General features: G+C 41.7%; 31 protein-coding genes and 4 pseudogenes. 19 read left to right on the forward strand and 16 right to left on the reverse strand.

All coding sequences use genetic code 11. The features are described 5' to 3' along the window. Window positions 1–9 precede the first annotated feature (9 nt). The 3 genes and pseudogenes from CDC33_RS39365 to CDC33_RS40775 form a co-directional block, all read left to right on the forward strand. On the forward strand, window positions 10–147 hold the full coding sequence (locus tag CDC33_RS39365; protein ID WP_181374269.1) for a hypothetical protein: 138 nt from the start codon (window positions 10–12) through the stop codon (window positions 145–147). A gap of 19 nt (window positions 148–166) precedes the next feature. Further along, window positions 167–1,753, forward strand: a complete 1,587-nt coding sequence (locus CDC33_RS32355; RefSeq protein WP_244919452.1) for a strawberry notch C-terminal domain-containing protein — start codon at window positions 167–169, stop codon at window positions 1,751–1,753. 189 nt (window positions 1,754–1,942) lie between these two features. Further along, window positions 1,943–2,437 (forward strand): annotated as a pseudogene (locus CDC33_RS40775) (transposase); the annotation flags it as partial. Between the two features lie 670 nt (window positions 2,438–3,107). Here the strand turns inward: CDC33_RS40775 and CDC33_RS32365 are convergent. From CDC33_RS32365 to CDC33_RS32395, 7 genes are all read right to left on the reverse strand, one after another. Continuing rightward, the gene (locus CDC33_RS32365; RefSeq protein ID WP_109012797.1) at window positions 3,108–3,419 is read right to left on the reverse strand and encodes a hypothetical protein; all 312 of its coding nucleotides are present in this window, start codon (window positions 3,417–3,419) and stop codon (window positions 3,108–3,110) included. A gap of 201 nt (window positions 3,420–3,620) precedes the next feature. After that, the gene (locus CDC33_RS32370; RefSeq protein ID WP_244919455.1) at window positions 3,621–3,872 is read right to left on the reverse strand and encodes a hypothetical protein; all 252 of its coding nucleotides are present in this window, start codon (window positions 3,870–3,872) and stop codon (window positions 3,621–3,623) included. Between the two features lie 12 nt (window positions 3,873–3,884). After that, window positions 3,885–4,259, reverse strand: a complete 375-nt coding sequence (locus CDC33_RS32375; RefSeq protein ID WP_109012798.1) for a hypothetical protein — start codon at window positions 4,257–4,259, stop codon at window positions 3,885–3,887. Window positions 4,260–4,596: 337 nt separating this feature from the next. Continuing rightward, window positions 4,597–4,767 (reverse strand): hypothetical protein, encoded by a 171-nt coding sequence (locus tag CDC33_RS32380; RefSeq protein ID WP_244919456.1) that lies wholly within the window; start codon window positions 4,765–4,767, stop codon window positions 4,597–4,599. 80 nt (window positions 4,768–4,847) lie between these two features. Further along, window positions 4,848–5,171 carry a G protein-coupled receptor family protein gene (locus CDC33_RS32385; protein ID WP_109012800.1) on the reverse strand — a complete coding sequence of 108 codons (324 nt, stop codon included), beginning with the start codon at window positions 5,169–5,171 and terminating at the stop codon, window positions 4,848–4,850. Further along, a complete protein-coding gene (locus tag CDC33_RS32390) occupies window positions 5,168–5,368 on the reverse strand; it encodes a hypothetical protein (protein ID WP_109012801.1) in 201 nt (66 codons plus the stop codon). Before CDC33_RS32390 ends, CDC33_RS32385 begins: the two co-directional genes overlap by 4 nt. 8 nt (window positions 5,369–5,376) lie before the next feature. After that, a complete protein-coding gene (locus tag CDC33_RS32395) occupies window positions 5,377–5,571 on the reverse strand; it encodes a hypothetical protein (RefSeq protein WP_109013329.1) in 195 nt (64 codons plus the stop codon). 94 nt (window positions 5,572–5,665) lie between these two features. On the opposite strand from CDC33_RS32395, the gene CDC33_RS32400 reads away from it, so the two are divergent. Beyond that, window positions 5,666–6,457 carry an Rpn family recombination-promoting nuclease/putative transposase gene (locus CDC33_RS32400; protein ID WP_109012802.1) on the forward strand — a complete coding sequence of 264 codons (792 nt, stop codon included), beginning with the start codon at window positions 5,666–5,668 and terminating at the stop codon, window positions 6,455–6,457. A gap of 46 nt (window positions 6,458–6,503) precedes the next feature. On the opposite strand, the gene CDC33_RS32405 is transcribed toward CDC33_RS32400, so the two are convergent. After that, window positions 6,504–6,674 (reverse strand): hypothetical protein, encoded by a 171-nt coding sequence (locus tag CDC33_RS32405; RefSeq protein WP_219930120.1) that lies wholly within the window; start codon window positions 6,672–6,674, stop codon window positions 6,504–6,506. Window positions 6,675–6,734: 60 nt separating this feature from the next. Between CDC33_RS32405 and CDC33_RS39375 the strand changes: the two genes are divergently transcribed. Beyond that, window positions 6,735–6,911, forward strand: a complete 177-nt coding sequence (locus tag CDC33_RS39375; RefSeq protein WP_181374272.1) for a hypothetical protein — start codon at window positions 6,735–6,737, stop codon at window positions 6,909–6,911. Between the two features lie 285 nt (window positions 6,912–7,196). Here CDC33_RS39375 and CDC33_RS32415 read toward each other — a convergent pair whose 3' ends face one another. Next, entirely contained in the window at window positions 7,197–7,763 is a 567-nt protein-coding gene (locus tag CDC33_RS32415; protein WP_109012803.1) for a hypothetical protein, read from the reverse strand. 216 nt (window positions 7,764–7,979) lie between these two features. Between CDC33_RS32415 and CDC33_RS32420 the strand changes: the two genes are divergently transcribed. After that, window positions 7,980–8,210 carry a hypothetical protein gene (locus tag CDC33_RS32420; RefSeq protein WP_109012804.1) on the forward strand — a complete coding sequence of 77 codons (231 nt, stop codon included), beginning with the start codon at window positions 7,980–7,982 and terminating at the stop codon, window positions 8,208–8,210. A gap of 278 nt (window positions 8,211–8,488) precedes the next feature. Here CDC33_RS32420 and CDC33_RS39380 read toward each other — a convergent pair whose 3' ends face one another. Then, window positions 8,489–8,632: a hypothetical protein gene (locus tag CDC33_RS39380; protein WP_181374273.1), complete on the reverse strand. Its 144-nt coding sequence runs from the start codon at window positions 8,630–8,632 to the stop codon at window positions 8,489–8,491. A gap of 116 nt (window positions 8,633–8,748) precedes the next feature. Between CDC33_RS39380 and CDC33_RS32425 the strand changes: the two genes are divergently transcribed. From CDC33_RS32425 to CDC33_RS32435, 3 genes and pseudogenes are all read left to right on the forward strand, one after another. Beyond that, entirely contained in the window at window positions 8,749–9,090 is a 342-nt protein-coding gene (locus tag CDC33_RS32425) for a hypothetical protein (protein ID WP_109012805.1), read from the forward strand. 36 nt (window positions 9,091–9,126) lie between these two features. Beyond that, window positions 9,127–9,555 (forward strand): type II toxin-antitoxin system VapC family toxin, encoded by a 429-nt coding sequence (locus tag CDC33_RS32430; protein WP_109012806.1) that lies wholly within the window; start codon window positions 9,127–9,129, stop codon window positions 9,553–9,555. A 191-nt stretch (window positions 9,556–9,746) separates the two neighbouring features. After that, window positions 9,747–10,085: pseudogene (locus CDC33_RS32435) on the forward strand (tyrosine-type recombinase/integrase); the annotation flags it as partial. Here CDC33_RS32435 and CDC33_RS42120 read toward each other — a convergent pair. Continuing rightward, a complete protein-coding gene (locus CDC33_RS42120) occupies window positions 10,066–10,482 on the reverse strand; it encodes a helix-turn-helix domain-containing protein (RefSeq protein WP_501193676.1) in 417 nt (138 codons plus the stop codon). The pseudogene CDC33_RS32435 and the gene CDC33_RS42120 sit on opposite strands and share 20 nt — an antisense overlap. Window positions 10,483–10,714: 232 nt before the next feature. Between CDC33_RS42120 and CDC33_RS32440 the strand changes: the two genes are divergently transcribed. Further along, window positions 10,715–11,278 (forward strand): CHASE2 domain-containing protein, encoded by a 564-nt coding sequence (locus tag CDC33_RS32440; protein WP_181374274.1) that lies wholly within the window; start codon window positions 10,715–10,717, stop codon window positions 11,276–11,278. Between the two features lie 30 nt (window positions 11,279–11,308). Here the strand turns inward: CDC33_RS32440 and CDC33_RS32445 are convergent, their stop codons facing one another. Continuing rightward, the gene (locus CDC33_RS32445; RefSeq protein ID WP_109008091.1) at window positions 11,309–12,526 is read right to left on the reverse strand and encodes an ISAs1 family transposase; all 1,218 of its coding nucleotides are present in this window, start codon (window positions 12,524–12,526) and stop codon (window positions 11,309–11,311) included. A gap of 385 nt (window positions 12,527–12,911) precedes the next feature. On the opposite strand from CDC33_RS32445, the gene CDC33_RS32450 reads away from it, so the two are divergent. From CDC33_RS32450 to CDC33_RS32470, 5 genes are all read left to right on the forward strand, one after another. Then, window positions 12,912–13,118, forward strand: coding sequence for a hypothetical protein (locus CDC33_RS32450; RefSeq protein WP_109012807.1), 207 nt, complete (start codon window positions 12,912–12,914; stop codon window positions 13,116–13,118). Beyond that, entirely contained in the window at window positions 13,111–13,527 is a 417-nt protein-coding gene (locus tag CDC33_RS32455; RefSeq protein WP_109012808.1) for a DUF1392 family protein, read from the forward strand. The genes CDC33_RS32450 and CDC33_RS32455 overlap by 8 nt, the downstream gene beginning before the upstream one ends. 262 nt (window positions 13,528–13,789) lie before the next feature. After that, window positions 13,790–14,551 (forward strand): hypothetical protein, encoded by a 762-nt coding sequence (locus CDC33_RS32460; RefSeq protein ID WP_109012809.1) that lies wholly within the window; start codon window positions 13,790–13,792, stop codon window positions 14,549–14,551. A 29-nt stretch (window positions 14,552–14,580) separates the two neighbouring features. Next, on the forward strand, window positions 14,581–15,180 hold the full coding sequence (locus tag CDC33_RS32465) for an alpha-ketoglutarate-dependent dioxygenase AlkB family protein (RefSeq protein ID WP_109012810.1): 600 nt from the start codon (window positions 14,581–14,583) through the stop codon (window positions 15,178–15,180). 113 nt (window positions 15,181–15,293) lie between these two features. After that, window positions 15,294–18,506 (forward strand): plasmid replication protein, CyRepA1 family, encoded by a 3,213-nt coding sequence (locus tag CDC33_RS32470; protein ID WP_244919457.1) that lies wholly within the window; start codon window positions 15,294–15,296, stop codon window positions 18,504–18,506. Window positions 18,507–18,827: 321 nt separating this feature from the next. Here CDC33_RS32470 and CDC33_RS32480 read toward each other — a convergent pair whose 3' ends face one another. Next, complete coding sequence (locus CDC33_RS32480) at window positions 18,828–19,712, reverse strand: DUF4351 domain-containing protein (RefSeq protein WP_109012812.1); 885 nt, start codon at window positions 19,710–19,712, stop codon at window positions 18,828–18,830. Between the two features lie 361 nt (window positions 19,713–20,073). Here CDC33_RS32480 and CDC33_RS32485 point away from each other — a divergent pair, with 361 nt between their 5' ends. Next, window positions 20,074–21,120, forward strand: coding sequence for a J domain-containing protein (locus CDC33_RS32485; protein WP_109012813.1), 1,047 nt, complete (start codon window positions 20,074–20,076; stop codon window positions 21,118–21,120). 278 nt (window positions 21,121–21,398) lie between these two features. Here the strand turns inward: CDC33_RS32485 and CDC33_RS32490 are convergent, their stop codons facing one another. Both CDC33_RS32490 and CDC33_RS32495 read right to left on the reverse strand, forming a co-directional pair. Then, entirely contained in the window at window positions 21,399–22,535 is a 1,137-nt protein-coding gene (locus tag CDC33_RS32490; RefSeq protein WP_109012814.1) for a ParB/RepB/Spo0J family partition protein, read from the reverse strand. A 2-nt stretch (window positions 22,536–22,537) separates the two neighbouring features. Further along, the gene (locus tag CDC33_RS32495) at window positions 22,538–23,350 is read right to left on the reverse strand and encodes a ParA family protein (protein ID WP_094333474.1); all 813 of its coding nucleotides are present in this window, start codon (window positions 23,348–23,350) and stop codon (window positions 22,538–22,540) included. A gap of 274 nt (window positions 23,351–23,624) precedes the next feature. On the opposite strand from CDC33_RS32495, the gene CDC33_RS38020 reads away from it, so the two are divergent. Together CDC33_RS38020 and CDC33_RS40785 are read left to right on the forward strand one after the other, a co-directional pair. Beyond that, window positions 23,625–23,816, forward strand: a complete 192-nt coding sequence (locus CDC33_RS38020) for a hypothetical protein (RefSeq protein WP_146195894.1) — start codon at window positions 23,625–23,627, stop codon at window positions 23,814–23,816. 63 nt (window positions 23,817–23,879) lie between these two features. Next, window positions 23,880–24,032 (forward strand): hypothetical protein, encoded by a 153-nt coding sequence (locus CDC33_RS40785; RefSeq protein WP_244919458.1) that lies wholly within the window; start codon window positions 23,880–23,882, stop codon window positions 24,030–24,032. Window positions 24,033–24,069: 37 nt separating this feature from the next. On the opposite strand, the pseudogene CDC33_RS41770 reads toward CDC33_RS40785, so the two are convergent. Next, window positions 24,070–24,174, reverse strand: a pseudogene (locus CDC33_RS41770) (hypothetical protein); the annotation flags it as partial. A 468-nt stretch (window positions 24,175–24,642) separates the two neighbouring features. On the opposite strand from CDC33_RS41770, the pseudogene CDC33_RS32505 reads away from it, so the two are divergent. After that, window positions 24,643–24,882: pseudogene (locus CDC33_RS32505) on the forward strand (ParM/StbA family protein); the annotation flags it as partial. Window positions 24,883–24,892: the final 10 nt, after the last annotated feature.

Consider the following 24,892-nt stretch of genomic DNA (forward strand, 5'->3'; position numbering starts at 1 on the left):
CGCGAAAAAGTGAGATCGGGGTTTAGTTCTCAATTACACCCCTATATTCTCAACAAAATCTGGTTTTTTAGTTGCGATCGCATCCTGAAACAAGCTATATACGTCCCAGATTTTAGCACCTCACAAAATCGCGTTGCTCCCGCGTGAGTATGTCATGGATTACTTAATGAGTGCCTTTCCCGTTCACTTGCACGAAATTCATTCTCTTGGAGATGGTGAAGAACGTTCCGAACCTGCCTTTGATGCTGATGGTTCGCCCATTATCTCACAAGCAGCCTTGGTGTTACGAGATGGACTAGTTGACAAACTCGCAAGCCTTGACCCTATCCCTGGAGCTTTAGAGCAGCTATTGTGGCACTTTGGTTATAAGCAAGTGGCTGAAGTCACAGGACGGAGCAAACGGGTACTGAAATCTGAAACCGGACGGCTATTTGTGGATTCAAGAGGTAATGGGACGAATATTGCTGAAACTACAGCATTCATGGCTGATGAAAAACAAATTCTCATCTTTAGTGACGCTGGCGGTACTGGACGTAGCTATCATGCGGATTTGAACGCCGTGAATCGTAAAAGGCGATCGGACTACTTACTCGAAGCAGGCTGGAGGGCTGATAACGCAATTCAGGGACTTGGGCGCAGTCACCGTACAAACCAAGCATCTGCACCAATATTTCGACCTGTGACTACCAATGTCAGGGGTGAACGTCGGTTTATCTCCACAATCGCTCGGAGATTGGACAGTCTAGGCGCACTTACCCGTGGACAAAGGCAAACGGGCGGCAACGGGATATTCAATGAATCGGACAATTTGGAATCGAACTATGCTGAATATGCGTTGTATGAATTGTTCAAGCAGATTTTCCAGGGCAGATTTGCTGAAGTTCCTTTAGGAACATTTGAGCTTCTTACTGGGTTATCGCTGACTTCCACTGAAGGAGGAATGAAAATCGACTTACCACCTTTGCCGCAGTTTCTCAATCGTCTGCTGGCTTTAAGAATTAGAATGCAGAATCTCATTTTCGAGCGGTTCGAGTTGCTGCTAAGTCAACAGATCGAGACAGCGATCGCTCATGGGATCTTTGAGGTTGGAGTGGAAACACTTCGGGCAGAACGGTTCACTGTTGCCAGCATTGAGTCTGTTTATACTCATCCTGGTACTGGTAGCGTGACTAACTACCTCTTAATTGAGCGCGTCCAAAAGACCGACATCAAAACTGCTGCTGAAGCGGTTGAGTTGGCTACTAATTACCAAGGGCGGTTGATAGTAAATGAGAAGTCTGGTAACGCGGCTGTGTGCATTCCCACACACAGCATCTTTGACGATGATGGTGGAGTTGTGCCAAGGGTTTTGTTAGTACGACCACAGAAGGAAAATCGGGTACCAGTTGACAAGTTGAAATCGTCTAACTGGAAGCAGGTTTTGACTGATGAATTTGTCGGGGCTTGGTCTAAAGAAGTCGAAGAACTACCCAAATTCACTACTGACTACATTCACCTAGTTACTGGCATTCTTCTGCCGATTTGGAAAATACTACCTAGACTGAATAGCCGAGTTTTTCGATTGCAATTGAGCAATGGAGAGAAAGTCTTAGGGCGAGTAGTTAATGCCGAGAATATTCGCCAAGTTGCCGAGCAATTGGGTATGAAGAACAAGCTTTTAGGGGTAAAAGTAGCGAAGAGAGAATTTGCCGCCACGCAATGGCTGAAAAGCATATCTCGAAGGCATTTCAGAAAAAAAGCTAATTTAACGTGAGTTCGACGATTAGAAAAAGCCAAAAAGCTTGTGATATATGAATTTGCTCAACTGGGAAAGACCAAGCGATGGCGCGAAGCACCCACCGAAGGCGATCGCTACGATTGATTGAGAATCAGCAAAAAAGGCACAAAAAAATGCCGAGACTAAGAATATCTAACAAAAATGAGAGTCAGGGCTTAGTCTACGATTGTATCTCGCCTCGACCAGAGCGCAAATTTTCTGCGACGTAGATGATTTCTGTAAGCAATGGGAAAATCTATGGCAGCAAGTACCACAATTGCCATCGACAACAGGAGAACGTCGCAGTAAATCCAGGATGCATCTATCGGAAGTGATGACAATAGTCATCGCATTTCATGGCAGTGGATATAAGACTTTCAAGGAATTTTGCACGCTGCATGTGCTTACAAGTTGGCATGAAGCATTTCCCAATTTAGTCAGCTACACTCGGTTTGTGGAACTGATGCCCTGGTGCAAAATGGCTGTTATGTTGCTTTTTACATACACGTTATTGAGAAATTACTGGGATTAGCTTTATTGATTCCATACCAATTAATGTTTGTCATAACTGTAGGGCACATTCTCACTCTTGTGTTTAAAGGATTAGTGAAATGGGGCAAAAATTCTGTGGGCTGGCACTTTGGGTTTAAGCTTCATTTGATTGGTATCGACTTAGAAGAACCAGATTTTCCGTTATCTGGGCGAGAACTTCCGAATTATATCTACGACAGAACAAAGCGTAAAATCAGCTTGCGAACTGTGTATCGTTGGGCTGAAAAACACAGTATTCCCTTCTCTGTATCGAGAATTATTCCCCCACAAGAACTAATTAAATGGCTGGAATTAGGAAATGCTGCATCAATAAGATGAATTCAGAATTCAGAACCAGGAATTAGGATGCTCTCTACCAAACTCTAGAAAGCACCACTTCTTCGGTCAGAATACTCAACTGGCTGGCTCCTGAATTCTGACTCGTGACTCCAGAAGGACTGAATTCTGATTTATAGCCGCTCTTTTTTTTTGCACTGCTTTGTCACAAAGTGGCACAGAATTCCGGCAGGTATGCCGTGACATCCAAAAACCTTGCTGTGTATAAATGTCACAAAAAGCGGCATGATGTTGGCAACGCCCAGAACCCTTGTGTTTCCGTTAATGTCACAAAAAGCGGCACAGTTAATCTGTGACATCAGCGCGATCTGACAGGACTCAAAGCCATACAGAATGGGTGTCACGCGAAAAGCGGCCCACTTGACGAAAAAAACAGGGATGAAAAAAAAGCCCCGTTTTTGAGGCTTTTTTATGAAATCTCTTGGCTCGAATCTGCGCGTTGCTCCATCACTTGCCGGGAAGTTTACGCCTCTGTTAACTGGTGCTTGAGAATTAGTATTTTACATTGATACGCTTCAATTTCAGCCTGAAGTTCAGTGCGTAATTCAAGCGGTGTAAGTGGATGAATTTTCTCCTCTTCAAGATGTGACACTTCTGAAAAATCGTTTTTATTTAGGACAGCATAACGCCAAGATTCGTTACATAAGCCAGTCAGTAGATTATTGGGTGGGTAATACTGAATCCCAACAATCACTCCCTGCTTGGTTCTTTGCCCTAATGAATATTTGGGTGATGTCCAATGATTGGGAATAGTGACAACTTTTGGAGTTTCCATTTATACCTCTACAAAATTGTTTAAGGTGAATTGTTTACTGACTCGACTGCGAAACTTGATATGGCTGCGACTTTTTGAAATTCAGGAGTCAGGAGTCACAAAAGGTATTAATAACGAGTAGCGGCTGAATAACTGGGTTTAAGACCCGCCACACTCAATATTTCTGACTCATGAATTCTTCTTCAAGAAGTCTTTCGTTGTCTAACCAACAGCGATCGCAAGTACTGCCGACAAGCTGCTTCTCCCCGATGGAATCCGCAGCGCCTCTACTTCCTGTATCGGAGAAACGCAAATTTCGGCGATGGCTGGAATCAAATTCTGTTGCTTCTGCACATAATCTTGATGCTGCTGCTCTAATTCCTGAATCTTGGAGTTTAGCTGTTGTATCTGCCGTAATGCTTGCGTCAGAGACGATTCTTTGTTTTGAGAACGATTGTCCAAGGTTAACGTCATAAAATTTGCTCCTTATTTAGATAGTCGAAAGCTTTGCCAATCCGGGCATTTATCGCCCTGCCACCCGCTAGGATGAATAGTGCAATTGAGTGTTACGCCGTTGTAGACAACCCCGTGAAAGTACCTGCAACAAGAGCAGGGAGTGGGAACAGGTCTAGGTTTTAGTGATTCTTCAAATTGTGCTGCCTCAATCCGGCTAGCCAAAAGCATGGTTAATCCAGTGCCAAGCATACCCAGACCAAAAGCCAGCCTCGCTCCACTTGCAGGTATTGTTATATTGAAGTGATTGGTTTTCTTTTGCCCGAAAACCATAACACAGCCACTCAAAATAGTGGAAAATGCGAAAACTCCAATGGCAGATTTAAGAATCAATTGTTTTGTGTTCATCAGAAAAATTGGTCTGAAACCCCGTCCTTTAGCAACGCGAAGGGCGGCTTTACCTCTGTTTTTTCGGTGGTTCGTGCTTTAATAACAAAGCGCCGAAGTCGTAAATCGTTACTGTTGGTTTTGGTTCTGGTTCAGGTTTTGGTTTCGACTCTATGGCAAGTTCAGGAATGCCTAAACCAAGTGCATTTTTAACAGTGAACAGTGAACAGTAAACAGTTATCAGTGATCTATTTATCCCTGGGTTTAAGTCCCCCACCTCCAGGTGGAATGCGTTGGTGGCGGGTCTAAATCCCCCACCATACGCCTGATAACTGATAACTGATAACTGATAACTGATTTAATTTCCTGTTCCATGACTTGATTCTCCTTGTTGAGAAAATTGCTCTACCTGCTCGATTGCGTCCACTATTTCTCCCAAAATACTGAAAGCATCGTTTAGCGCCACATCATTTGAGGTAGAAAAGTGTTCTGACGATTGAATTTTACGATAATCTCGACTACTCCCCACAAGCCGCAACGTATATTGACATCCTTGTAAAATGGCTCAGATTTCTTGTGTAGTTAATTTAATTTCCATCGTTGTTCCTACTAAAATTTATCTCGTTGAATACTGAAACTCGCTCCAATCAAAGCACTGCTCAAGAAAGCTGAAAAGCTGACCAACATTCCCCCCAGGCAAATATTTTTCTGTTGCTGCCAATGTTGAGAACTCGTAGCAATCTCCATTCCCCAGCACCCCATTGCTCCAACTCCCGAAAACCCAGTAATCAGCAGAGAGACAATTGCAGTTGTTTCTATGGTGTGGTCAATGAATACTTTGGGTTTAAATCTTTTTCGAGTCCGACGAAGAACTAATTTATTACGAGTGTTTGAAGGCAAAGATGATTGATAAGCCGCTTTCTGTGTTTTCATTTAGCATCCTCCAATTCAACAAAAAATCCCGTACCAGTATTGCTAATCTTTACCTTTCTTTGATTTACTAAGGTTTGAATCACACTAAGACTAAATTTGATACTGCCCAATCGTGCGCTACCACCACAACGACCGAGATATTGTAGGCACAGCGAGGACTGGTCAGTAGGAGTGGGATAAGTTGATTTTCTCGGCATAATCTTGGCTATGACTTTATGATTTGTAAATGATGTGGATTGAAAAAGATTCCTTGACCCGTTGGCATATCTGAGAAATGAACACAAACCATGCCGTGTCCTGAATACTGGATGACTGTACCTGTTTGCCCTAACCTTGGGTCTTTTTCTGTCAGTGCTTTAATGACTTTGACAACTGAATTAATTGGTGGAAGATTAGCCATTTTTAATCCTTGGCTGAACAGCTTATTATGGAAGTACATCTGGTGAGTTATGACTTTAATAGTGGAAGTAGCTGATATTTGATAAAATTCGTTTATGTTTGATAACACCTGCAAATTTATCGCTGAAATGTATTCTCCTGATTTCGCCACTTGGCTATTAGGTGAACCGATTACTTTAACCAAATTAAGTCCTACAGAATTGTCTTTAGAACCTATTCGTGCTGATGCTTTAATCTTGTTGCAATCAGATGAAGTTGTTCTCCACATTGAATTTCAGACCAAACCAGATGACGATATGCCGTTTCGGATGGCTGATTACCGTTTGAGGGTGTATCGCCGTTTTCCCAAGAAACGAATGCACCAAGTGGTAATTTACTTAGATAAAACCGAATCGGAGAAAGTGTATCAAACTACTTTCATTGCTGGAAGTTTACAACATGAATTTTCAGTGATTCGTTTGTGGGAGCAACCGCCAGAGGTCTTTTTGGCAGCACCAGGATTACTGCCGTTTGCGGTTTTGAGTGCTACTGAGAATAAAGTTGCTACATTACAACAGTCATCTGCTGCTGTTGACAAAATTCCTGACAGGCGAACACAAAGTAATATTGCTGCCGCCTCTGCAATTCTGGCTGGGTTAGTATTAGAAAAAGATGTAATTGAGCGTTTATTCAGGAGAGACATAATGCGTGAGTCTGTGATTTACCAACAAATTAAAACCGAAGGTAAGGAAGAAGGGCGAGAAGAAGGAAGTCAACAAAAAGCTCATGAAATTGCCCGAAACTTACTAATTGAAGGGATGACAGTAGAAGCGGTTGCTCGAATTACTGGTTTATCAGTAGAAGTGGTGCAACAATTACAGAAGGGAGAATCCGAGAATCAAGGGTGATTTTGATACGATTCTTGTACTGAAGTGGATCGCTCCAAGTTTAAAATTAATGATGTACGCTAAGTTCAGGCAATTGTGCAAGCGCACCTTCCATCCATGCTTGAATCGCTTCCATTTCAGAAACACCTCGTAATACAGTATCGATTACCTGTTTCTGATAAGAGTTAGCAGCATGATCCGGATGTCCAAATTTATTCCCAGCCCAAGCCAAGCACATGGTTTTCACTAATTCATCAATCTTGGTAGTATCAAGCTCACTTGGGAGCAACGCGAAAAAGTGAGATCGGGGTTTAGTTCTCAATTACACCCCTATATTCTCAACAAAATCTGGTTTTTTAGTTGCGATCGCATCCTGAAACAAGCTATATACGTCCCAGATTTTAGCACCTCACAAAATCGCGTTGCTCCCCTCTTGGATCATCCAACTGGGCTTCTTGAAGAGGAAATAGGCTAATCATATTTGATGTGCCATGATGATTTGAGTTGTCATAGATTTTGTTGTAGAGGCGATTGCATTTTTCTTGGACTGCAATCGCTTTTCTCACTTTTAGGGCTAGGGATTCCTTACACCTCTGCATTCGCATCTGTAGCAGGTAGGAGAGTTTTCCTCTGACAGTCACCTACTTGAAATGAGAGGTTACTTGCTGTACTTTGTGTCATGATTGTATTTATTCGAGATTAACCTCGTTGGCGATTGCAATTCTTTTGGTGTGCAATCGCCCTTTCTACCTTCAGCAACTTACGCCGCTACTGTCGCTCGAACTCCCAACGACGCAATTACATCTTTTGCACTGCCAGCAACCCGATTCACCCCGTACTGTCTGGGTCTTGCGTACCAGACTTGTTGATTACACCCGACGAAGCCGACAAAGCGCCCGTCTTGGTAGAGTTTGGTGCTGAAACTTAACCAGTCAATCTCACCGTGATATAGACCAAAAACAGCGCAGGCTTTTTCCAATTCATCGCTCAATCGTTCATTTCGTTCCCGTGGGGTTTCTGGTAACGTGGCTTTGACCTCTGCAACTCTTGTAGCGAACCAGTTGCGATCAAATGGGAGCCGTCCGCCACCGACTAACTGCACCCAAACGGTAATACCGCCTTCAATCCAGATTGTACGAACGGATTCGGGTTGGACTTCAATAATCTCGCCAATGATGCGGCGATCTCTGCTGGTGAGGGGGTCTTGGGTTGGGGCTACAGCTTCAGCTTGGGTTTCGAGGTGGCTGTACAGTTCTGCTTGGGCGAGGGCTTGTTCATCAATAGAAGAACTAAGAATTGCTTGCTGTGTATGTGTTGTATAAGGCATAATAGAGTTCCTTGATAAAAGGGTAAAAGGCGATCGCAAACTTTCTCAGGGTGGGCGATTGCCTTTGTTATGTGTGCAAACCTTTATATTTACTATGTTAGTACTAGTTAGTACGCTTGTCAATATAGTTAGTACAAAACCCCAGTCCAATATATTTCCTGATAGAATAAATCGTACTAACGGCTTGTGATAACCTAAAACAAAAGGAGATTGTCTATGGCTATTGAATCTCGTCTAACGATTCGCATTGAAGAGGAGATACGAACAGCTTTTCGGTCTAAAGTCGAAGCGCAGGGCAAAACTGTTACAGATGTACTTTTAAAATTTATTAAAGAATATGTAGAGACAGAAAATTCGGAAAATGGCCATGATGTAGCTCAGATTGAGCAAAGAGTTCAAAGACTTGAATCTCTTGTAGAGGAATGCCTGGGGGAATTAGTCGCCTGAGAGAGGAGAACACCACTCTCAGGCAATGGCGTGATCACATTATTAACACTGTTATCAAAGACAAACCCGCCGAGCATTAGGTGGGTTTTGTTTTTTATAGATCACAGCGTACTAACTAGTGCTAACATAATTTCTTAGTTATGTACGAGGTTATACAGTTATGAATCCCACGCCATCTTTATTTGAGTCACTAGAAAACTTTATTGACATATTTACTCTTGGACTAAGTTAAAAGCGATCGCCTCCCGCCAAGAAGAACAATCGCCCAGACTAATCCTTTAACTGCCAAGGGGAGCAACGCGATTTTGTGAGGTGCTAAAATCTGGGACGTATATAGCTTGTTTCAGGATGCGATCGCAACTAAAAAACCAGATTTTGTTGAGAATATAGGGGTGTAATTGAGAACTAAACCCCGATCTCACTTTTTCGCGTTGCTCCCACCAGCTAACTTGTTGGCAAGTTAGAAAGTTATACTCCTGCCCTGTATGCTAGATGTAGAAGAGTACATTATTGTTCAAGGCTTGGTAATAATTAAAATATGGTTATCAATTTCTCCTCCGTAACGTTACCTCAGTCTGAAAACTTGAAGTTACATATCCTACTGTCACGTAACAATGAAGGAAATGTAATAGCTTCTGTCCTAGAATTTCCCAACACTCAGGTTGAAGCACCTACTACTGAACAAGCTGTGCAAGAATTGAAAAAACTTTTGTCAACTCGTCTTGAGAAGATAGAAATTATTCCATTAGAAATTCAATTATCTCAAAACGAAGCAGAAAATCCCTGGATGAAATTTGCGGGTGTGTTTAAAGACGATGCAGATTTTGCTGAAATTGCTAATAATCTCAGAGCAGAACGTAACGCAGTAGATGAAGATTAAAAGGCTGAGGATTAGATTCAGATTGAGAAATGCAGGATGAGTTTTTATATACTCGACACAGACCATGTTTCGCTTTTACTTCAAGGAAACCAAGCTGTTATATCTAAAGTTGCTCAAGTTTATCCCAATCTGGCTATCACCATTGTCACAGTTCAAGAAATTTTTAACGGGTGGGTAGTCAAAATTAATGACCGGACTGAATCTGCCAACTTAGTAAACCTTTACACTAAACTGTGGACTACTCAAGAATATTTCAAAGGAGTGAGAATACTCAACTTTGATGCTGCTGCCTACACTTGCCACCAAGGTTTACTCAGAGAAAACCAGCAACTAAATAAAAAAAGGCTACAGAAAGATTTGCGAATAGCTGCGATCGCTCTAAGGGCAAATGCGGTGATGGTTACTCGTAACCAAAAGGATTTCTCTCAAATTCCCAATTTGGTGCTGGAGGATTGGACACATTGACTACATCCTCTGCTATCAATTTTGATATCAAAGTAGGAAATTACAGACATACTATTACTAATCGATACCATTAAACTTCCGCAAGGAGTATTTAGCTCCCTACTCCATGTTTTGATTGATGCCCCTGGTGAGTGCCGTATGATATTCGTTATTGGAAAGGTGCATTATCAATAACGAAGCAGTAAGCATTTATGCCTAACGAGCTAATATTTGGTGAGCTAGTTAAAGTTGAATTGGAGGCGTGTTTAGATGCGCCGATCGCAAGATATTTTGACGCGCAGCTTGACAAAGATCCAGATGTGTTGGCGCAGTTGTTGGCAGATAAACGCAATCCCAATACTCGACGGGCTTATGAAAAGGATTTGAAAGATTTTTTTTTGAAGATGACAGGCTTACCGCCAACTGGTGATAGTGTGCTGGAGTTTTTGCACTTGCAGCGAGAGCAAGCGGTGATGGTGGTGCTGAAATATAAGGCGATGTTGATTAAATCTGGGTTGCGGGAGGCAACCATCAATCGACGGTTGGCAGCGAGCGATCTTGGCAGTCAGTGCGAGGAATTGCGAACTGATTTTGTTGTACTTCGTTTTCTAAACTTTGTTCACTCTGGCGGTCTTCTGAAAGCTGATTTTCAAATCTGGTTTTCACACTTGGCATGTCCAAAGTACTACGCCACCGACGCTCTAGTGCTAATTGAAAGTTGGTCTTAGTAACCTTTTCACCCAAAGCTTCTGTCAGCAATTTCCACAGCTTTGGTCCCACGGTCTGCTTTAAGTAAGTTACCGAATAACTTGTTTCTTTGGCAATTTCCTCATAGGTCTTGTTTTGCCATGAACCTTGTAGAATAGCAATTTCAGCATGATTTAACCTTGTTCCAGCCTTGGTAAAGACTGCTTCATCTGCTACTTCCAGTCCTTGTTCAAAGTTCATAAATTGCAATATTGGTACTGTAAGGATGTAAGCATGAAGTACCAAGCATTATCAATACTTTACCATAACTTCATACGAGCTTTTACGAACTTTATGCGAACTTATATATATCGACAATTATGAGTAAATATTAGAAACTAATTTTTAGATTAGTCATTGAGTGATCTGAAGAATTCAGAAATCGATGACTATAAAGTTTTCAAATTTGGATATAACTTAAGAATTTCAGGGAATGTATAACAATTTGTTTTCAGCTAATTTGCTTAAATTCACCACTTTAGTTGACCTTTTAAGAGACAAAGCACTCAACCAATCAAGTCAACTGGCTTTTACCTTTCTAGTGGACGGAGAAAAAGAAGAAGTAAGCCTAACTTATCAAGAGTTAGACCAAAAGGCAAAGGCCATTGCTGTGGTGCTTCAAAGTATGAAAGCCACTGGAGAAAGGGAGCAACGCGAAAAAGTGAGATCGGGGTTTAGTTCTCAATTACACCCCTATATTCTCAACAAAATCTGGTTTTTTAGTTGCGATCGCATCCTGAAACAAGCTATATACGTCCCAGATTTTAGCACCTCACAAAATCGCGTTGCTCCCACTACCAAGAGTGTTTTGACAATATTGCTGGCAAGCTTTTTGGTAACAAGTTTGGTTATGGGGGTGCGGTATTGGGGTTATCTGCAAACATCGGAATTACAAGCGTTTGACCATTTTATGCAACTGCGATCGCATCTCGTCACAGAAAAACCTGACGAGCGGATTTTAATTATTACTATTGATGAAGCAGATATTCAGGGTTAGCGCGTCTCAAACCCTATTGACAAATGGATTCTAGGAGAGTGTTGAGTTTGGGAGAGCCGTCGCTAAGACAGAAACCATATACTGATCATTCATCGCGGCTCGCCGTGATTTTTGGCGGATACTGCGATGAAAAGATGTTTCTCGTTCTAAGGCATTGAGAGCAATCCGACGTAGTAAAGCAAAATTCTGTGGGCTGTGCAGAGAACGAATTCGACATTCATCTTCATTAAAAGTGACATCTAATGTCCAATGAACAGAATTTTCAATACCCCAGTGCTGTCGAATTGCACTACCAATCTTGTGAGCATCGCAGGCGAGACTAGTAATATAAAATTGCACCTCATGGGTAGTCTGATTCCAATGCTGAATCGAACGCACTACCATAACTACTGTTGTCAAACTAGTCCACAAATCTTGTTCATGAAGTGCAGGAAGTTTTGACACTGGCACGGTGTAAACCTGACGATTTTCGACTCGGTGATGCCCTTTTTCTACCCGTTGACTAACATTCACATCAACATCTTTAAACCCAAGAGATTGTGCTATTTCAAACCAATTTTTCACTTGTTGATGCAGCGTAGGGTGATTATCTTTCAGGCTCAAAATGTAATCAGAACCAGCCGCGATGATTTTCTGGGCAATCGATTTTTGTGTACCCATTGCATCAATTGTGATGATGCAGCCAGATATGTCTAGCATTTCTAACAGTGCTGGAATTGCGGTGATTTCATTGGATTTGTCACTGACCTTTGTTTGTCCCAAGACCAGACGGTGTTCACTCGACCAGGCACTGACCGTATGTAAAGCTTTTAGCTGAGATTCCCGATCATATGAGCCTCTATGAGTTTTGCCATCTATGGCTACTACTTCTACTCCCAATTTCTCAATTAATGATTGTACCCACTCCCGAAAACATTGCTCAAATTCTTTTGGGTTAATTCTTTCAAACACCCTCCTAAAAGTATCGGGGCTGGGTATCCCAAATGGTAGTTGTAAAAATGTTTTCAACCACTCCTGTTTATTGATTCCATACTCTTCAATATCTTCCCAACCTGACGCTCCTGCTATTACTGCCAAAATCGCTATGGTGATGATATCTGTGAGTAAATGATATCTTGTCCTTTCCACTCTGGGGTCTTTTATTTGTGTGAAGTATTCCTGAAACTTAGTGGTAATGTCTTTACTATCTATGCTAGGTGCAAAAGATGCTTTGGTTTTGCTTTTCTTGTTCTCAAATCCTATTGGCATGACTTTGATCTTGCACCTAGATGAATTAAATCTTACCCTACCTCAGATAGCGCCACTTTCTTTTAAACTAATTCTCAATTGTAGTCTTTCCCCATGTATTACACGGAAACAAGACTCCGACCATGCCTATTAATAGGTAAATAACAGCCTCTAAATGAATTCAATTTAATTTCATGGAGTACATCCAACAAATTAATTTCCTTTTTCCATGTAATACACCGTTAATCTCAAACCTTTCCCCAAGTATTACACGGTATTAGCTTGATTAAGATCCAGAATCAGGTTGTTTCCTTGGACAGTAAGCTATTAATTCCTCTCACCGTTCAATCAGGAGCGAACGTACAGTACAGTTCCTAATTCAAACAAATCCCCTTGTCAATAGGGTTTGAGACGCGCTAACCCTGTCAGTGAAGCGCACATCGATATCCCTGATGGGCTAAATCAATCCGCAATCAAGCAGCACATAGTAGACCGCTACAACACTGGGGAAATGTCCACAGATATGAACATTTTCCAAGTGGATTTTGAATCTATCAACGCTCGAATTGTCAAAGAACATTCTTCAATACTGTTGGGAGAAAAGCATGATTGACCACATTAACACGCTTCAAACAAGTTGGTATCTCTCCCCGCCTTGGGGCAATCTCCAATTCGCAATTCGCAAGTCGCAATTCGCAATTAATATCAGTGAGAACTGGAACTCATCACTGATTGAACACCACGCTCATCTTGTTAACAATATTAGCTCTGTACTCAATGAGTCAATTTCTAATTTTTCCCCAATTGCGAATTGCGAACTGCGAATTGCGAATTGGTATCACGCTACACAAAACCAAATCATCGGTACTGGAGAATTAGAAGCCATCAAAGTGCAAAAACCTGCCTTCGTTTTGGGCGAAAGAGTAATGCTCTGTTCTCACGATAAGGGAACAAAGCAACGGCTGATTTTGGGGATTGCACAGCAAGCAATTCGCAATTCGCAATTCGCAGTTCGCAATTAATACCAATGAATAAAGATGCTAAATCTGAGTTTAAGATGCTAAGTACTTCTCCATTATTAAATGAAAGACTTTTTCTCTTAAACAAGGGGAATTACTTGGATAATTCACATTTAATTAATTGCGAATTGCGAATTGCGAATTGCGAATTGTTTAGACACCAACTATATCGAATCGCTTCTCCCTGGTTGGTGAAAAAAGTTTGGTGCGCGTGAATGTCTAATTTCCTCTAATCAACAAGGAAAATTATCACCCAACTAAAGTTATGTCGCAAATTCAAATCGCCGAAATTATCGAACAAATATCTCAAGAGATTGAAGTTGACGCTAATGGTCAAGCGAAAGCCAGTGTTAGAGCAACTGCAAGACTGGCTGGGGTTGATGATGAATCGATCAGAAAAGCTTTGAAATCAAGCGCCGACCTAGCACCATCCAAATTAGCCAAAGAACTTATGCTGCAAGGGTTTGAAACCGCCGACCTAACCGAATGGAAAACCAAAGGTATCCCCGACGTTGCGATCGCAATTATCTTAGAGTACTACGCTTACGAAGCTGGTAGATACTGCACCAAGCAAGCCAGATTGATATGCCGTTCATTCAATACCATCGGCATTCGAGCATGGATTCAAAACAAATTGGGCTGGACAAAACCTGCCTCTAATAGCGAAACAGCGATGACACAAATACAGTTACTCGCTGCAATCGCTCAACAGATGGCACAGCAAGAACAGCATTTACTCCAACAACAACAGCAACAGACTGAAATTTTGCACCGTCTCAAAGCGGTTGAAGTTGAGCAAGACAGGGTAAACACACCATGCGGACATAAATATAGTGTTGTTGGTTTTGCCAATCTTCAAGGTTTAGAAATATCGGTAAAAGAAGCGGGTACTAAAGGTAAGAAAGCCAGTGCTTTATGTCGAAAACAAGGAATAGAAATAGAACGGATTCATGACCCACGATTTGGACAAGTTGGGTTGTATCCAGAAAGCGTGTTGATTGAGGTTTTTAAAGCTGAACAAAGCTAACAGCAGTTTCAAAATTTGAGAGGACTAACATGCAACAACTCAATCTATTCACTGAATCAGCCCCAGTTTTACCAGTCACTTACTACCCCGATTTCTTAAGCTCTGAACAAGCAAACGAACTCTACCAACACTGCTTGAAGCTGGAGTGGCAGCAGAATCAAATCAGGATCGCGGGTAAAACAATGCCCGTTCCCCGCCTGGAGTGCATTTATGGTGATGCCGGATGTGATTACCTTTACTCCAACAGCGTATTTTTGAAACCCCTGACTTGGACAGATAATCTGGCTAAGTTGCGGGACTCTATCACCGCACTTACAAGCTACAAATTTCGCATCGTCATCGGCAACCAGTACCGCACGAGGACTGACTCAATCGGCTGGCACGCAGACAAAGAGCCATCGATGGGATTTAACCCAGCGATCGCATCAGTCAGCTTGGGGTCATGTCGCAAATTCCAGATAAAACCAATCGGTGGCAGACCAACGGACTTCTGGCTGGAACACGGGAGCTTGCTTGTGATGCACCCTGGTTGTCAGTCCACACATCTGCACCAAGTTCCTAAAACCAACAAAGTGGTTAACACACGTATTAATCTTACCTTCAGCCCACACACGGGAGGCGGGAGATAACGCTGTAGCTGGCTGTTGAGAATTTTATAGCCAGCAAAAGTATTGCAAAAACTTGAATCGGCGGCATGGGTGCAATGCCGCTTCATTTCCATGCGTCTATTTCTGGAGGAAACATGACTACAATTAGTTCAGAAAACCAGCATTTAACTGAATGGCTCAATAGTGGAGTTGACGAAGAAATCACTGCCCTGAATGTGCGTTCGCTGTCTGGGACTTTACCCTACGAATACTTGCTCTACAGTCCCAAAATCTCCCGCCGCAATGATGGGCGATTGCGCGATCGCGATTTGAAAAAATACCAGCACATTGAACTAGGCGGCTGGTGGTGCAATGGCGTTGACCCCCTCAATGAGTATGCGCCGATGATGTGGGGCTGCTTCAAACCCGACCACCCTCGACGTGACCGCCAGAAAATTCACAAATTCATCAAGTACGAGCATCCTTACAGAGAAGAAACACGCGCCTTCTTCCTCATAGTCCCGGATCGCATTTGGGTGAAAGTCTCCAATCGTAGCGGCATTCCCATTACTGAAGAAGACCTACAGCATCCCGGTGGTTTCTGGTACTGGGTTTGGCGGCATAATGTGCCAGTGACAATTGTAGAAGGTGTCAAGAAAGCGGGGGCGTTACTAACTGCTGGTTATGCTGCGATCGCAATTCCTGGCGTTAACGCTGGATACCGCACACCTACTGATGAGTACGGTACTGTCATCGGGAAACCTTTTCTCATCCCCGATTTGAAACATTTTGCAACACAGGGCAGACAGGTTAATATTTGCTTTGACCAAGATAATAAGCCCGAAACTGTACAGCGAGTCAGAACTGCTATCAGTCGTATGGGACGGCTGCTGGTAAATGAGGGTTGTTCGCTGCGGGTGATTGATTTACCTTTTGGACAAGAGAAAGGGGTTGATGATTTTATTGTTGCTCATGGTCAGCCAGCATTTGACGCACTCTACAATACGGCTGTTGCACTAGAGTTGTGGGAGATTAAGCTGTTCACTCTGCTGACTTATCCCCCTGCCATCGCACTCAATCAAAGATTCTTGGGCCAGCTTCTCGTCCCCGAAGGTGAAAAACTGATTATCCTCAAAGCTCCCAAGGGAACTGGTAAAACTGAATGGCTGTCTACTGAGGTGGCGAAGGCGCATGACCTTGGAAGACGGGTGTTAATCATTACCCATCGGATTCAACTTGGTGAGGCATTATGCGATCGCTTTGGAGTGAATTATGTCACAGAAGTTCGCACGAATGAAACAGGTGCATTATTAGGATACGGGGTGTGTGTAGATTCATTGCATCAGGAAAGTCAGGCGCGATTCAATCCTAATGACTGGGCGAATGATGTAATTATTATTGATGAATGTGACCAAGTATTCTGGCATTTACTTAACTCTGGTACGGAGGTACAAAAGCGTCGGGTATCGGTTCTCAAAAACCTCAAGCAGTTAGTGCAGAATGTTTTGGGCAGCAGTCAAGGAAAGATTTACTTGTCTAGTGCTGATGTGTCAGATACAGATGTGAAGTATGTTTTATCACTCGCTGGGGAATATCGTGTTAACCCATTCGTCATCGTCAATAATTATCGGCACGTAGCTGGCAATTGTTACAACTATTCTGGGAGTAACCCGAAGAATTTGATTGCCGCACTCGATAAAGCCATTGCTAAAGGTGGGCATCATTTATTGTGCTGCTCTGCTCAAAAAGCGAAATCTAAGTGGGGAACCCAGGCACTTGAAGAACGTTTTCGCCGCAAATTCCCACACCTGCGGATACTGAGAATAGACAGCGAATCTGTTGCTGACCCCTCTCATGCGGCTTTCGGCTGTATCGCTCACCTGAACGAAATTCTCACCCAGTATGATTTGGTTATCGCTTCTCCTAGTCTTGAAACTGGGGTATCTATTGACATTCGAGGACATTTTGATGGTGTTTGGGGGATTTTTCAGGGTGTGCAGCCGGTTAACTCCGTGCGGCAGATGTTGGCACGCCTCCGGGAAACAGTTGACCGTCACATTTGGGTGCGAGAGTGGGGCATGGGAGTCGTGGGCAATGGCTCCACAACGATAGGAGGATTGCTCAGAAGTCAACACGTCGCAACACAAGCGAACATTGCGCTGTTGTCGGCGGCGGATAATGCGGATTTGAGCTATATTGACCAGAATTTTCAGCCCGAATCTTTGCAAACCTGGGGGAAACGTGGCTCTGTAATCAATGTAGAAATGCGGCGCTATAGAGAATCTGTGCTTGCGGGGTTAGTTGAGGATGGGTACATTATTATAGATGCAATTGATGCATCGGATGATGACAGTAAAGCAGTAATCGAGTCGGTTAAGGCGGCATCTGAAGAACTGTATACTGCGGAGTGTCAGGCGATCGCCGATTCTCCAATCATCTCTGATGCCGAACTCAAGAAGCTCCTTGACACAAGGGCGAAAACAAAAACTGAACGACATCAGCAGCGCAAGGCGGAATTGTCCCGTCGTTATGAAATTGACGTAACCCCTGAGTTGGTCAAGAAAGATGACGACGGCTGGTATCCTCAACTGCGGATGCACTACTATTTGACGCTGGGGCGAGAGTTTCTGACCACCCGTGATGCGAAACGGGCTAAGGCACAAGCCGAAGCTGGGAATAATGCTATCTGGAAACCGGATTTTAACAAAGGACAGTTATTACCTGCTGTCTTATTATTGGAGAGACTGAACTTGTTGCAGTTGCTTACCTCTGGGGAACGGTTACGCTCTTCTGACGAGGCGATGCAGGAGTTGAAGAAGGCGGCGATGAAGAATCGGTATCTCATCAAAACTTGTTTAAACGTCACCATTTCGGAAAAATTTACTCCCATAGCGATCGCTCAGAAGTTACTTGCCAAAATTGATTTGAAGCTGGCTTATGTTGGTCGATTGGGCAAGCGTGAAAATCGGGAGTGCGTTTACCAGTTTGTTGCCCCTGATGATCAACGTGATTCAATTTTTGGGCAGTGGTTAAATCGGGATGAAGCGTTTTCAAGGGAATCGGTGTCAGTCACTAATAATATAGTGTTAACCACATCAGTCACTGACACTACACCTATTGACATTCCCCAAACATTTACCCAGGAAGATCCTGAAGTCCTTGGATGGAAAGGGTTAAGCCTGAAATTACGCCAAGGACTCGACAGTGTTGGACAGTTCCACCAACATTTGGTTTCCCAGCTTGGTGATGCAATCGGCGTTGCTGATGGTGAACCGTTCTGGAACGCACACTTGGGGCAGTGGCAGGTTTGGGTTAACTTTGGGAGCGAGTGTAGGTCTGTAGTGTGCGATTGGTTGACGGTGGTGTAGGTCACAGTAGTTTACTGTTTCATCAAAACTGTTACTGTGAGTCGGTTATTTTACACTTTCCCAGTTTAGAGCAAATAATCTCTATTGCCTTACCCTTGAAAAAAACAATTTCGTGTTCGTTATCTTGTCCGTCGCTTAAAGTGACAAGTTTTGTTCTGCTCATTTTTTCCATCTCAGAGACAGTATTCTCAAAGAAATACGATTTATGTCCACAGTCGCAATAGAATGATGATGGAAACACGGTTCTTGCCATTTTAAAAGCCAAGATAAACACCCCCAAATACTACCATGCTCTATAGAATGGATATCTGGGTCATGTTATTATCCGGCTTGCTGATTCAACCAAGCTTCTAAATCCGCCACTACAGAAAAATCTAATAACGCTTCTCCTAGAATAGACAATTGCTCAATAGATAATCCTCTAACTCCTTCAATCAACGATGCATCAATTTCACCCAGACGACGATTTAGTTGACGTATAATTAAATCCTGTTGTCCTTCAAGTTTTGCTCTTTCACGGTCTTGCTGATAAAGTGGTTCTAATCGCATAATTAACTCCCTATCATCTGATTCTAAATTTTGATTAATTCTTAAATTCTGGCGTAGGTTGTAAACTAATTCTAGCGTCACTTGCTTGTATGGGTGATTCAATGGTAAGTTTGATAATTCCACAATTGCCTGTGACTGCACACTCCCCCTGCCAAGAATTCTCAACCACAAGGTTTCCGGTGTTTGTGGTAGTTGATGTATGGCTACAATTGCTGTCCGTAGCGCATCACCTAAAAAGTATACTCCTGGCAACCACCCCGATTTCTGATTAACATTAAAGCTTGATAGTAATGCTGGGGATGCAGTTGGAGTTAGAACCCATAGTTTCGGAATATCTGACTCTTGGAGTTTGATTTTATTCGCTTTAGCGTCTCGTCGCAGGAGAGCTTTTACTTCTAGTAATTTTTGAATACAATCACAAATTTCATCACCAGAAGCGGCATTGCGAAATGGCTCTAATATTGCTGGAAACTCTGTAAATCTTCCAAGTAACCCTAACAATTCTAAATTAGAGTTCTGCTGTACTGAAGGAGTAAATAATACATCAATTTCTTTGATCTCTCCTGATATTTTTGATGATGACTTTACTTCCCCATAAGGTTTTAACAGTTCTTCTAGATAATCTTTGGCAAATTCGTCATGTACAAATCGAGTCATTCAATTAGGTTATTAAGAATTAATTGGAAGTGATTAATAATATTTTATCTGTATTTACAACCCATTTTAATCACACATCAAATTGATGCTTTGAACGGTTGTTTCATGCTGTTTCACAATCAGCCGACAGTTTGCGCCCAACAATTATGGCAGTATGAGCATTATCGTAAGATAGACTTTAACAAGGGGCAAGTTTATCACTGCTTCACTTACTTATGAATCACACTCAGGCGCTTTGATGAAAAAAACTATTAAAAACTTCATTTAAGCCCGCAGTGTATAATCCTTGAGGTGTCTTTTTTCGCATTCCCTAAGTAATGCAACAGTTATATTTTAAACTTTAAACTTACATACGTGTTTCATGCCTCGAAAAACTACAGTTCCATCGCAATCAATAAAAGTAACTCCGCTAGCTCTGTCTCAATTACATATCCGCTTAGAGTTTCTAGAAAAAGAACATCAATCACTACTCAAACAGATCAAGAGAAAGCGCACAGAACTGAAGAACTTTGTTGAACAGATGCGTTCTTTTGGCACAGAATTTCTCAATAAAGCTACTCCCGGTTTCCGAAAAATGGCTGAGTTAGACCAGGAAATCCATGCTCTGTTTGAGGAGATTTTTACTACTAGAAAGTTCGGTAAACAAACCCTCAAAAATATACAAGCAGTTTACCGTAACCTACAGGTAACTGGAGCCATCAGTCTAAAACCCAACAGCCAACAGTTAGACACATTAAACGAATCGTTTGACAATGAAGATTCCCAATCAGATTTTTCAAAGGAAACTAGTGAAGAACAGCATCAATATTGGCAAGGACAACAGTCTGTAGACTCTGCCTCTGTAGCCAGAACAGATGACCAAAGAAAAATTCGTCAAACATTTCTGAAATTAGCTGAAATCTTTCACCCTGATAAAGCAAGAGACAGTGAAACACAAAAGTCTCACACAGAAATTATGAAAGAAATCAATAAAGCCTACCAAGAGGGGGATTTAGCAAGACTTCTTGAAATTGAACGAAGTCAACAACCCTTAGAAATTATTGACAGTAATAACGAGGATGATTTAACCCGTAGATGCCGAACTCTAGAACAGCACAATCAAATTCTCATGGCTCAATATGAAAAATTGAAACAGGAACTGCGTTTGACAAAAAATACTCCAGAAGGGACGATGGTTTGCGATTCTCGAAAAGCTGCTAAAAAAGGCATTGACCCTATGGCTGCGATAGTAGAAACAATGGAATCTCAAATTAACGTCGTTTCTGGGATTCGGGATTTTGTTAAGGATTTTAGAGAACAGAAAATCACTATTAAAGAATTTCTTACTGGCCCAACACCTCTGTACTCCTTAGATGAAGAAATTATAGAAGATATTTTGGAGCAGATGTTATCAGAATTAATGAGATAGTAATTGATTTTTATGACAAATAAGAGTTTCCACTCAATGAACAGAAAATAGGAATAATAAATTACTGAAATATCTCAGTCAGATCCGATTAATTCTATCAAGCCTCCCGTTTGTCAGTTAAAAGCCACTTTTGAATAAGTTGTGTAGCAATTAGACTGCTTGTGTTGCAGAATACTTAGAAGCTTGTATGAGTTCGGAAATGCTTGGGTAGGTTGAATTGACATTAACACATATTTTCTTTGACTCCGCATCTTGATTAGATTCTCTTTTGGATTGTTTTAATTTTGTTTCAGTACTTGTTCTATTTCTACTAATTTTTTGCGTAGGACTTCCTGTAAATCTATTAGTTCAGTAGAGTTAGCTTGCTTAAGCGTTTCTAAAGAAAGTTGTTCTAAACGACGAGATACTTGTAACACTGCTTTTTGCTTAGTAGTATTTGTTACCTCTGACTTAGAATGAGATGTTATCACCTCTGCTACTAATTTCCGGGTAGCAATAACAGATAATTTCTCTGATACTACTTTTTGTGTAGTCTTCTCTCTGATTAATTGAGCTTTTTGTTCATTTAATCCCAAATTTTTTGCAGAAAGTTTTTGTAGAGCCATTGCATGAACACCTTTAAGTCCTGCTCTTATGGCAAGTTTTAGGTCTTCTGCTAAAGATAGCATCGGAAAAATATTGGCATCGATAGAAGCTGGATTTAGCTGTAAATCTAACAGTAGACTTAAAATTGCTCGTTCTGAGTCGCTTAAATCTAAAGACTCTAGTTCTTTTTCTTGTTTCTTTGCATCTGCTGTTATTAAATCCACTAGCGATGTTATACGCTTTTGACTATTCAAACGTCGAACTACTGTTGAAAGAATACGCGGAATATCTTGAAGTTCTAATCCAGTAATCGTAGACAATTCGCGCGCGATCGCCTCGGCTTTATCCAAAGGATTAAGGTCTTCTCGATGTAGAGAAGTTAGTAATGCTTTACGATGTAAACCAATTGGTTCTGGAATAATAACTGCTGACAAGGTTTGCCAACCTAAAGCTTTAGCACTGCGCCAGCGTCGCTCTCCGTCAAATATTAATAGATGATTCTCCTTTTGAATCAGAATAACTGGTTGTAACTGTCCATCACTAGTTAAAGAGCGAGACATAGATTCAAGACTTTCAGGTAAAAATGTTTGTCTAGGTTGTTCTATATTTGGCTCTATTTGCTCGATAGGAATTGACAAAATGCCTATTTGTGACTGAAGTTGCGTTCGCAACTCTTCCAATTGTCTTTCCAACTCGCCAGAATTTTTGTCACGAAGTTCTTCAATCTCTGCTCTTAATTGCTGTATTTCTTCCTCTGCTTCAGATAATTGCTGAGATTGCTTCGCACCTGAAAAATAATTTGTAAGATTAGGAGTGTTACGAGCGCACATAATTATTTTGTCTTTTTATTTGTCTTAGGTTTTCCAATTAAAGTCACAATATGAGAAGTAGTTTCTTTAAAATCATCTTTAGCAGGATGACTAGGACGGTAAAGATGCAATGGTAAACCTTGACCACTGGCATTGACAAATTCTGCGCTATCCCGGATTGCCGGAAATGCTCGAATCTTCATCTGTTGCAACTGTTCAGGTAATCCCGCAAGCATCTGTCTATGAGTACTTCTGCGAACATCATATTGATTGGGAACAAACCCTAGAATTTCTGGAGTTGGATTTAAACGTAAGTGTTTGCAATGATAGTAATACCATTCCAATAAATGTGCTGCACCTTGAATTGATTTTGGTTCTAGCTGTACGGGGATAATAATATGTGTACAAGCGGCTAGAGCCATTAAAGGTAAAGGGCCAAGGGTTGCAGGACAATCAAAAATAACTACGTCCTGTGCTAGTGGATAATCTGTTAAACAGTCGGCTAAAAGGTAGGCTCCTCTTTTGTGTAGGACAAGTTCATCTGCTGTTTGGGTTAATACCATTCCCCCTTGACATACGACAACATTATTAGTGTATTGGCTCCAGCAAGGAGTTAATGGCCAAACACCGTCAAATTGATCTTTGAGAACTCCTGCTAAAGTCTGTTCTGGTTCTGGTGGATTCAAACCACAGAATAACGTTAATGAGCCTTGTGGATCTAGGTCTAGTAGGGCTACATTGTACTTGCGTTTTGCTAAGTCGTAAGCTAAATGAACTGAAAGTGTAGTCTTACCACTGCCTCCAGCATTGCTAATTACAGCTAGTCGAATTTGCATGGCTTCGCTTTAAGTGCTATTTCCGAATCATATATTGTGACGCTGAGATCATATATCAATATATGATCCAACTAATTACTTGTCTTTTTTATTGTGTCTTCCATTCAAGATAGTTTATTAAAGAAGGTTTTATGGCAGACATCATGAAATCTAGCAAACTCCACCCAAACGACAATCAAAGCTCAAACACCCAAGTTCAAAACTAAAACAAACCCCTGATGCTAATCAGTTAGAGGCAGAGTTTCTAAATGTAACTGATGGATGGTCAATAGAGTTGACCCGAAATGTACAGGAGGCGATTAACATTATTCTTCGCAGCGATCGCAGTGCTGCTCATGAGTCACCACAGTCGCCCAAAGCGCAGCAAGCTTCTAAACACCGTGTTGAAAACTCAGAATATTTCAAGCGGTTTCAGTATGTGAGATTTCTAAACTGCAACAAACCAGTGAGGCAGATTATATTTTGAGTACAAGAACTGCAACAGGAATACTTTGCAAATTTATGAGTGAACCTGTAGTTGGAGAAAATAATGGGCGACCTTCAATCATCTAGATTAAGGTTAAGTACCCCAACTGTGAGCAAACGGCGATTAAATGGAGTACACGAGAAAGTTCAGACCCATTTGGAGAACGCTTTAGCCGTTGCACAAGAAGATTCTTTTGCTGCTCAAGTGCCAGCATAGACCTTACAAGTCTTGCATAGAAAATTTCTTGTTCAGGCAATAGCCTATCAATGCGACCAATTTCTCGTAGGTAAATTCCAAGTGTATCAGAGCTTTGGCTAGACCTCTTGCAAGGAAATAAATTGCTAACAAAGACATTGATAGTAGAGTATAAATCAAAGAGTCAACCATCTAAATTAATTTCTGCTGCGTTGATAAAAAAGATTTCAAAAATTCTTATTGGGGGCTATATAGGGGCTATATATACCCCAACATTATCTCAGGACTTTGATGAAATTTTGACCCCTATAGAGGGTACATATAGGTGCTAAATGGGGTATATTTGAATTTTTGATATTGTGTGCCCCACTTAGCCCCCAAGGGGTTATGATAAACTCTTGGTTCTGGAGCAAAAAGGAGTAGCTATTTTATTCTTCTCTCCTCTGCTCCCCAAAATTATCTGAACGGATAACTTTCACAATTTATTGTGTATTACTTGGAGCCTATGTCAAACATTCACACCTTACAAAAAATTTTTCCTGCTGGCTTTGATAACGGTTATGGAAGCCTAAAACTTTTAGTCGAAGGATTTGAAGTAGTTCGTGTGCCGAGCTATATAACTAATGCCGAGATGGAAGATTGGTATGAAAAATACTTGAAGAAAGTAGTGAATCTGACACTTGATGCCAAGCACCAAGGGGATGAAATCTGGGCGATTGGTGGAGGTTGCCTCTTACCTGGATTTAAGAAGCTGCTGGAGAAAAACGGCTTCAAAATCCTGGACAATCCGGTAGAAGCCAATGTCTCTGGGCTTTTAGAGATGGCAAAAACCATCAGCAGTAAGAACCCAACTATTACAACTCTTAAGTGAAGTTATTACA

Origin of the sequence: Nostoc commune NIES-4072, from assembly GCF_003113895.1 — a bacterium.
Taxonomy (GTDB): Bacteria; Cyanobacteriota; Cyanobacteriia; order Cyanobacteriales; family Nostocaceae; genus Nostoc; species Nostoc commune.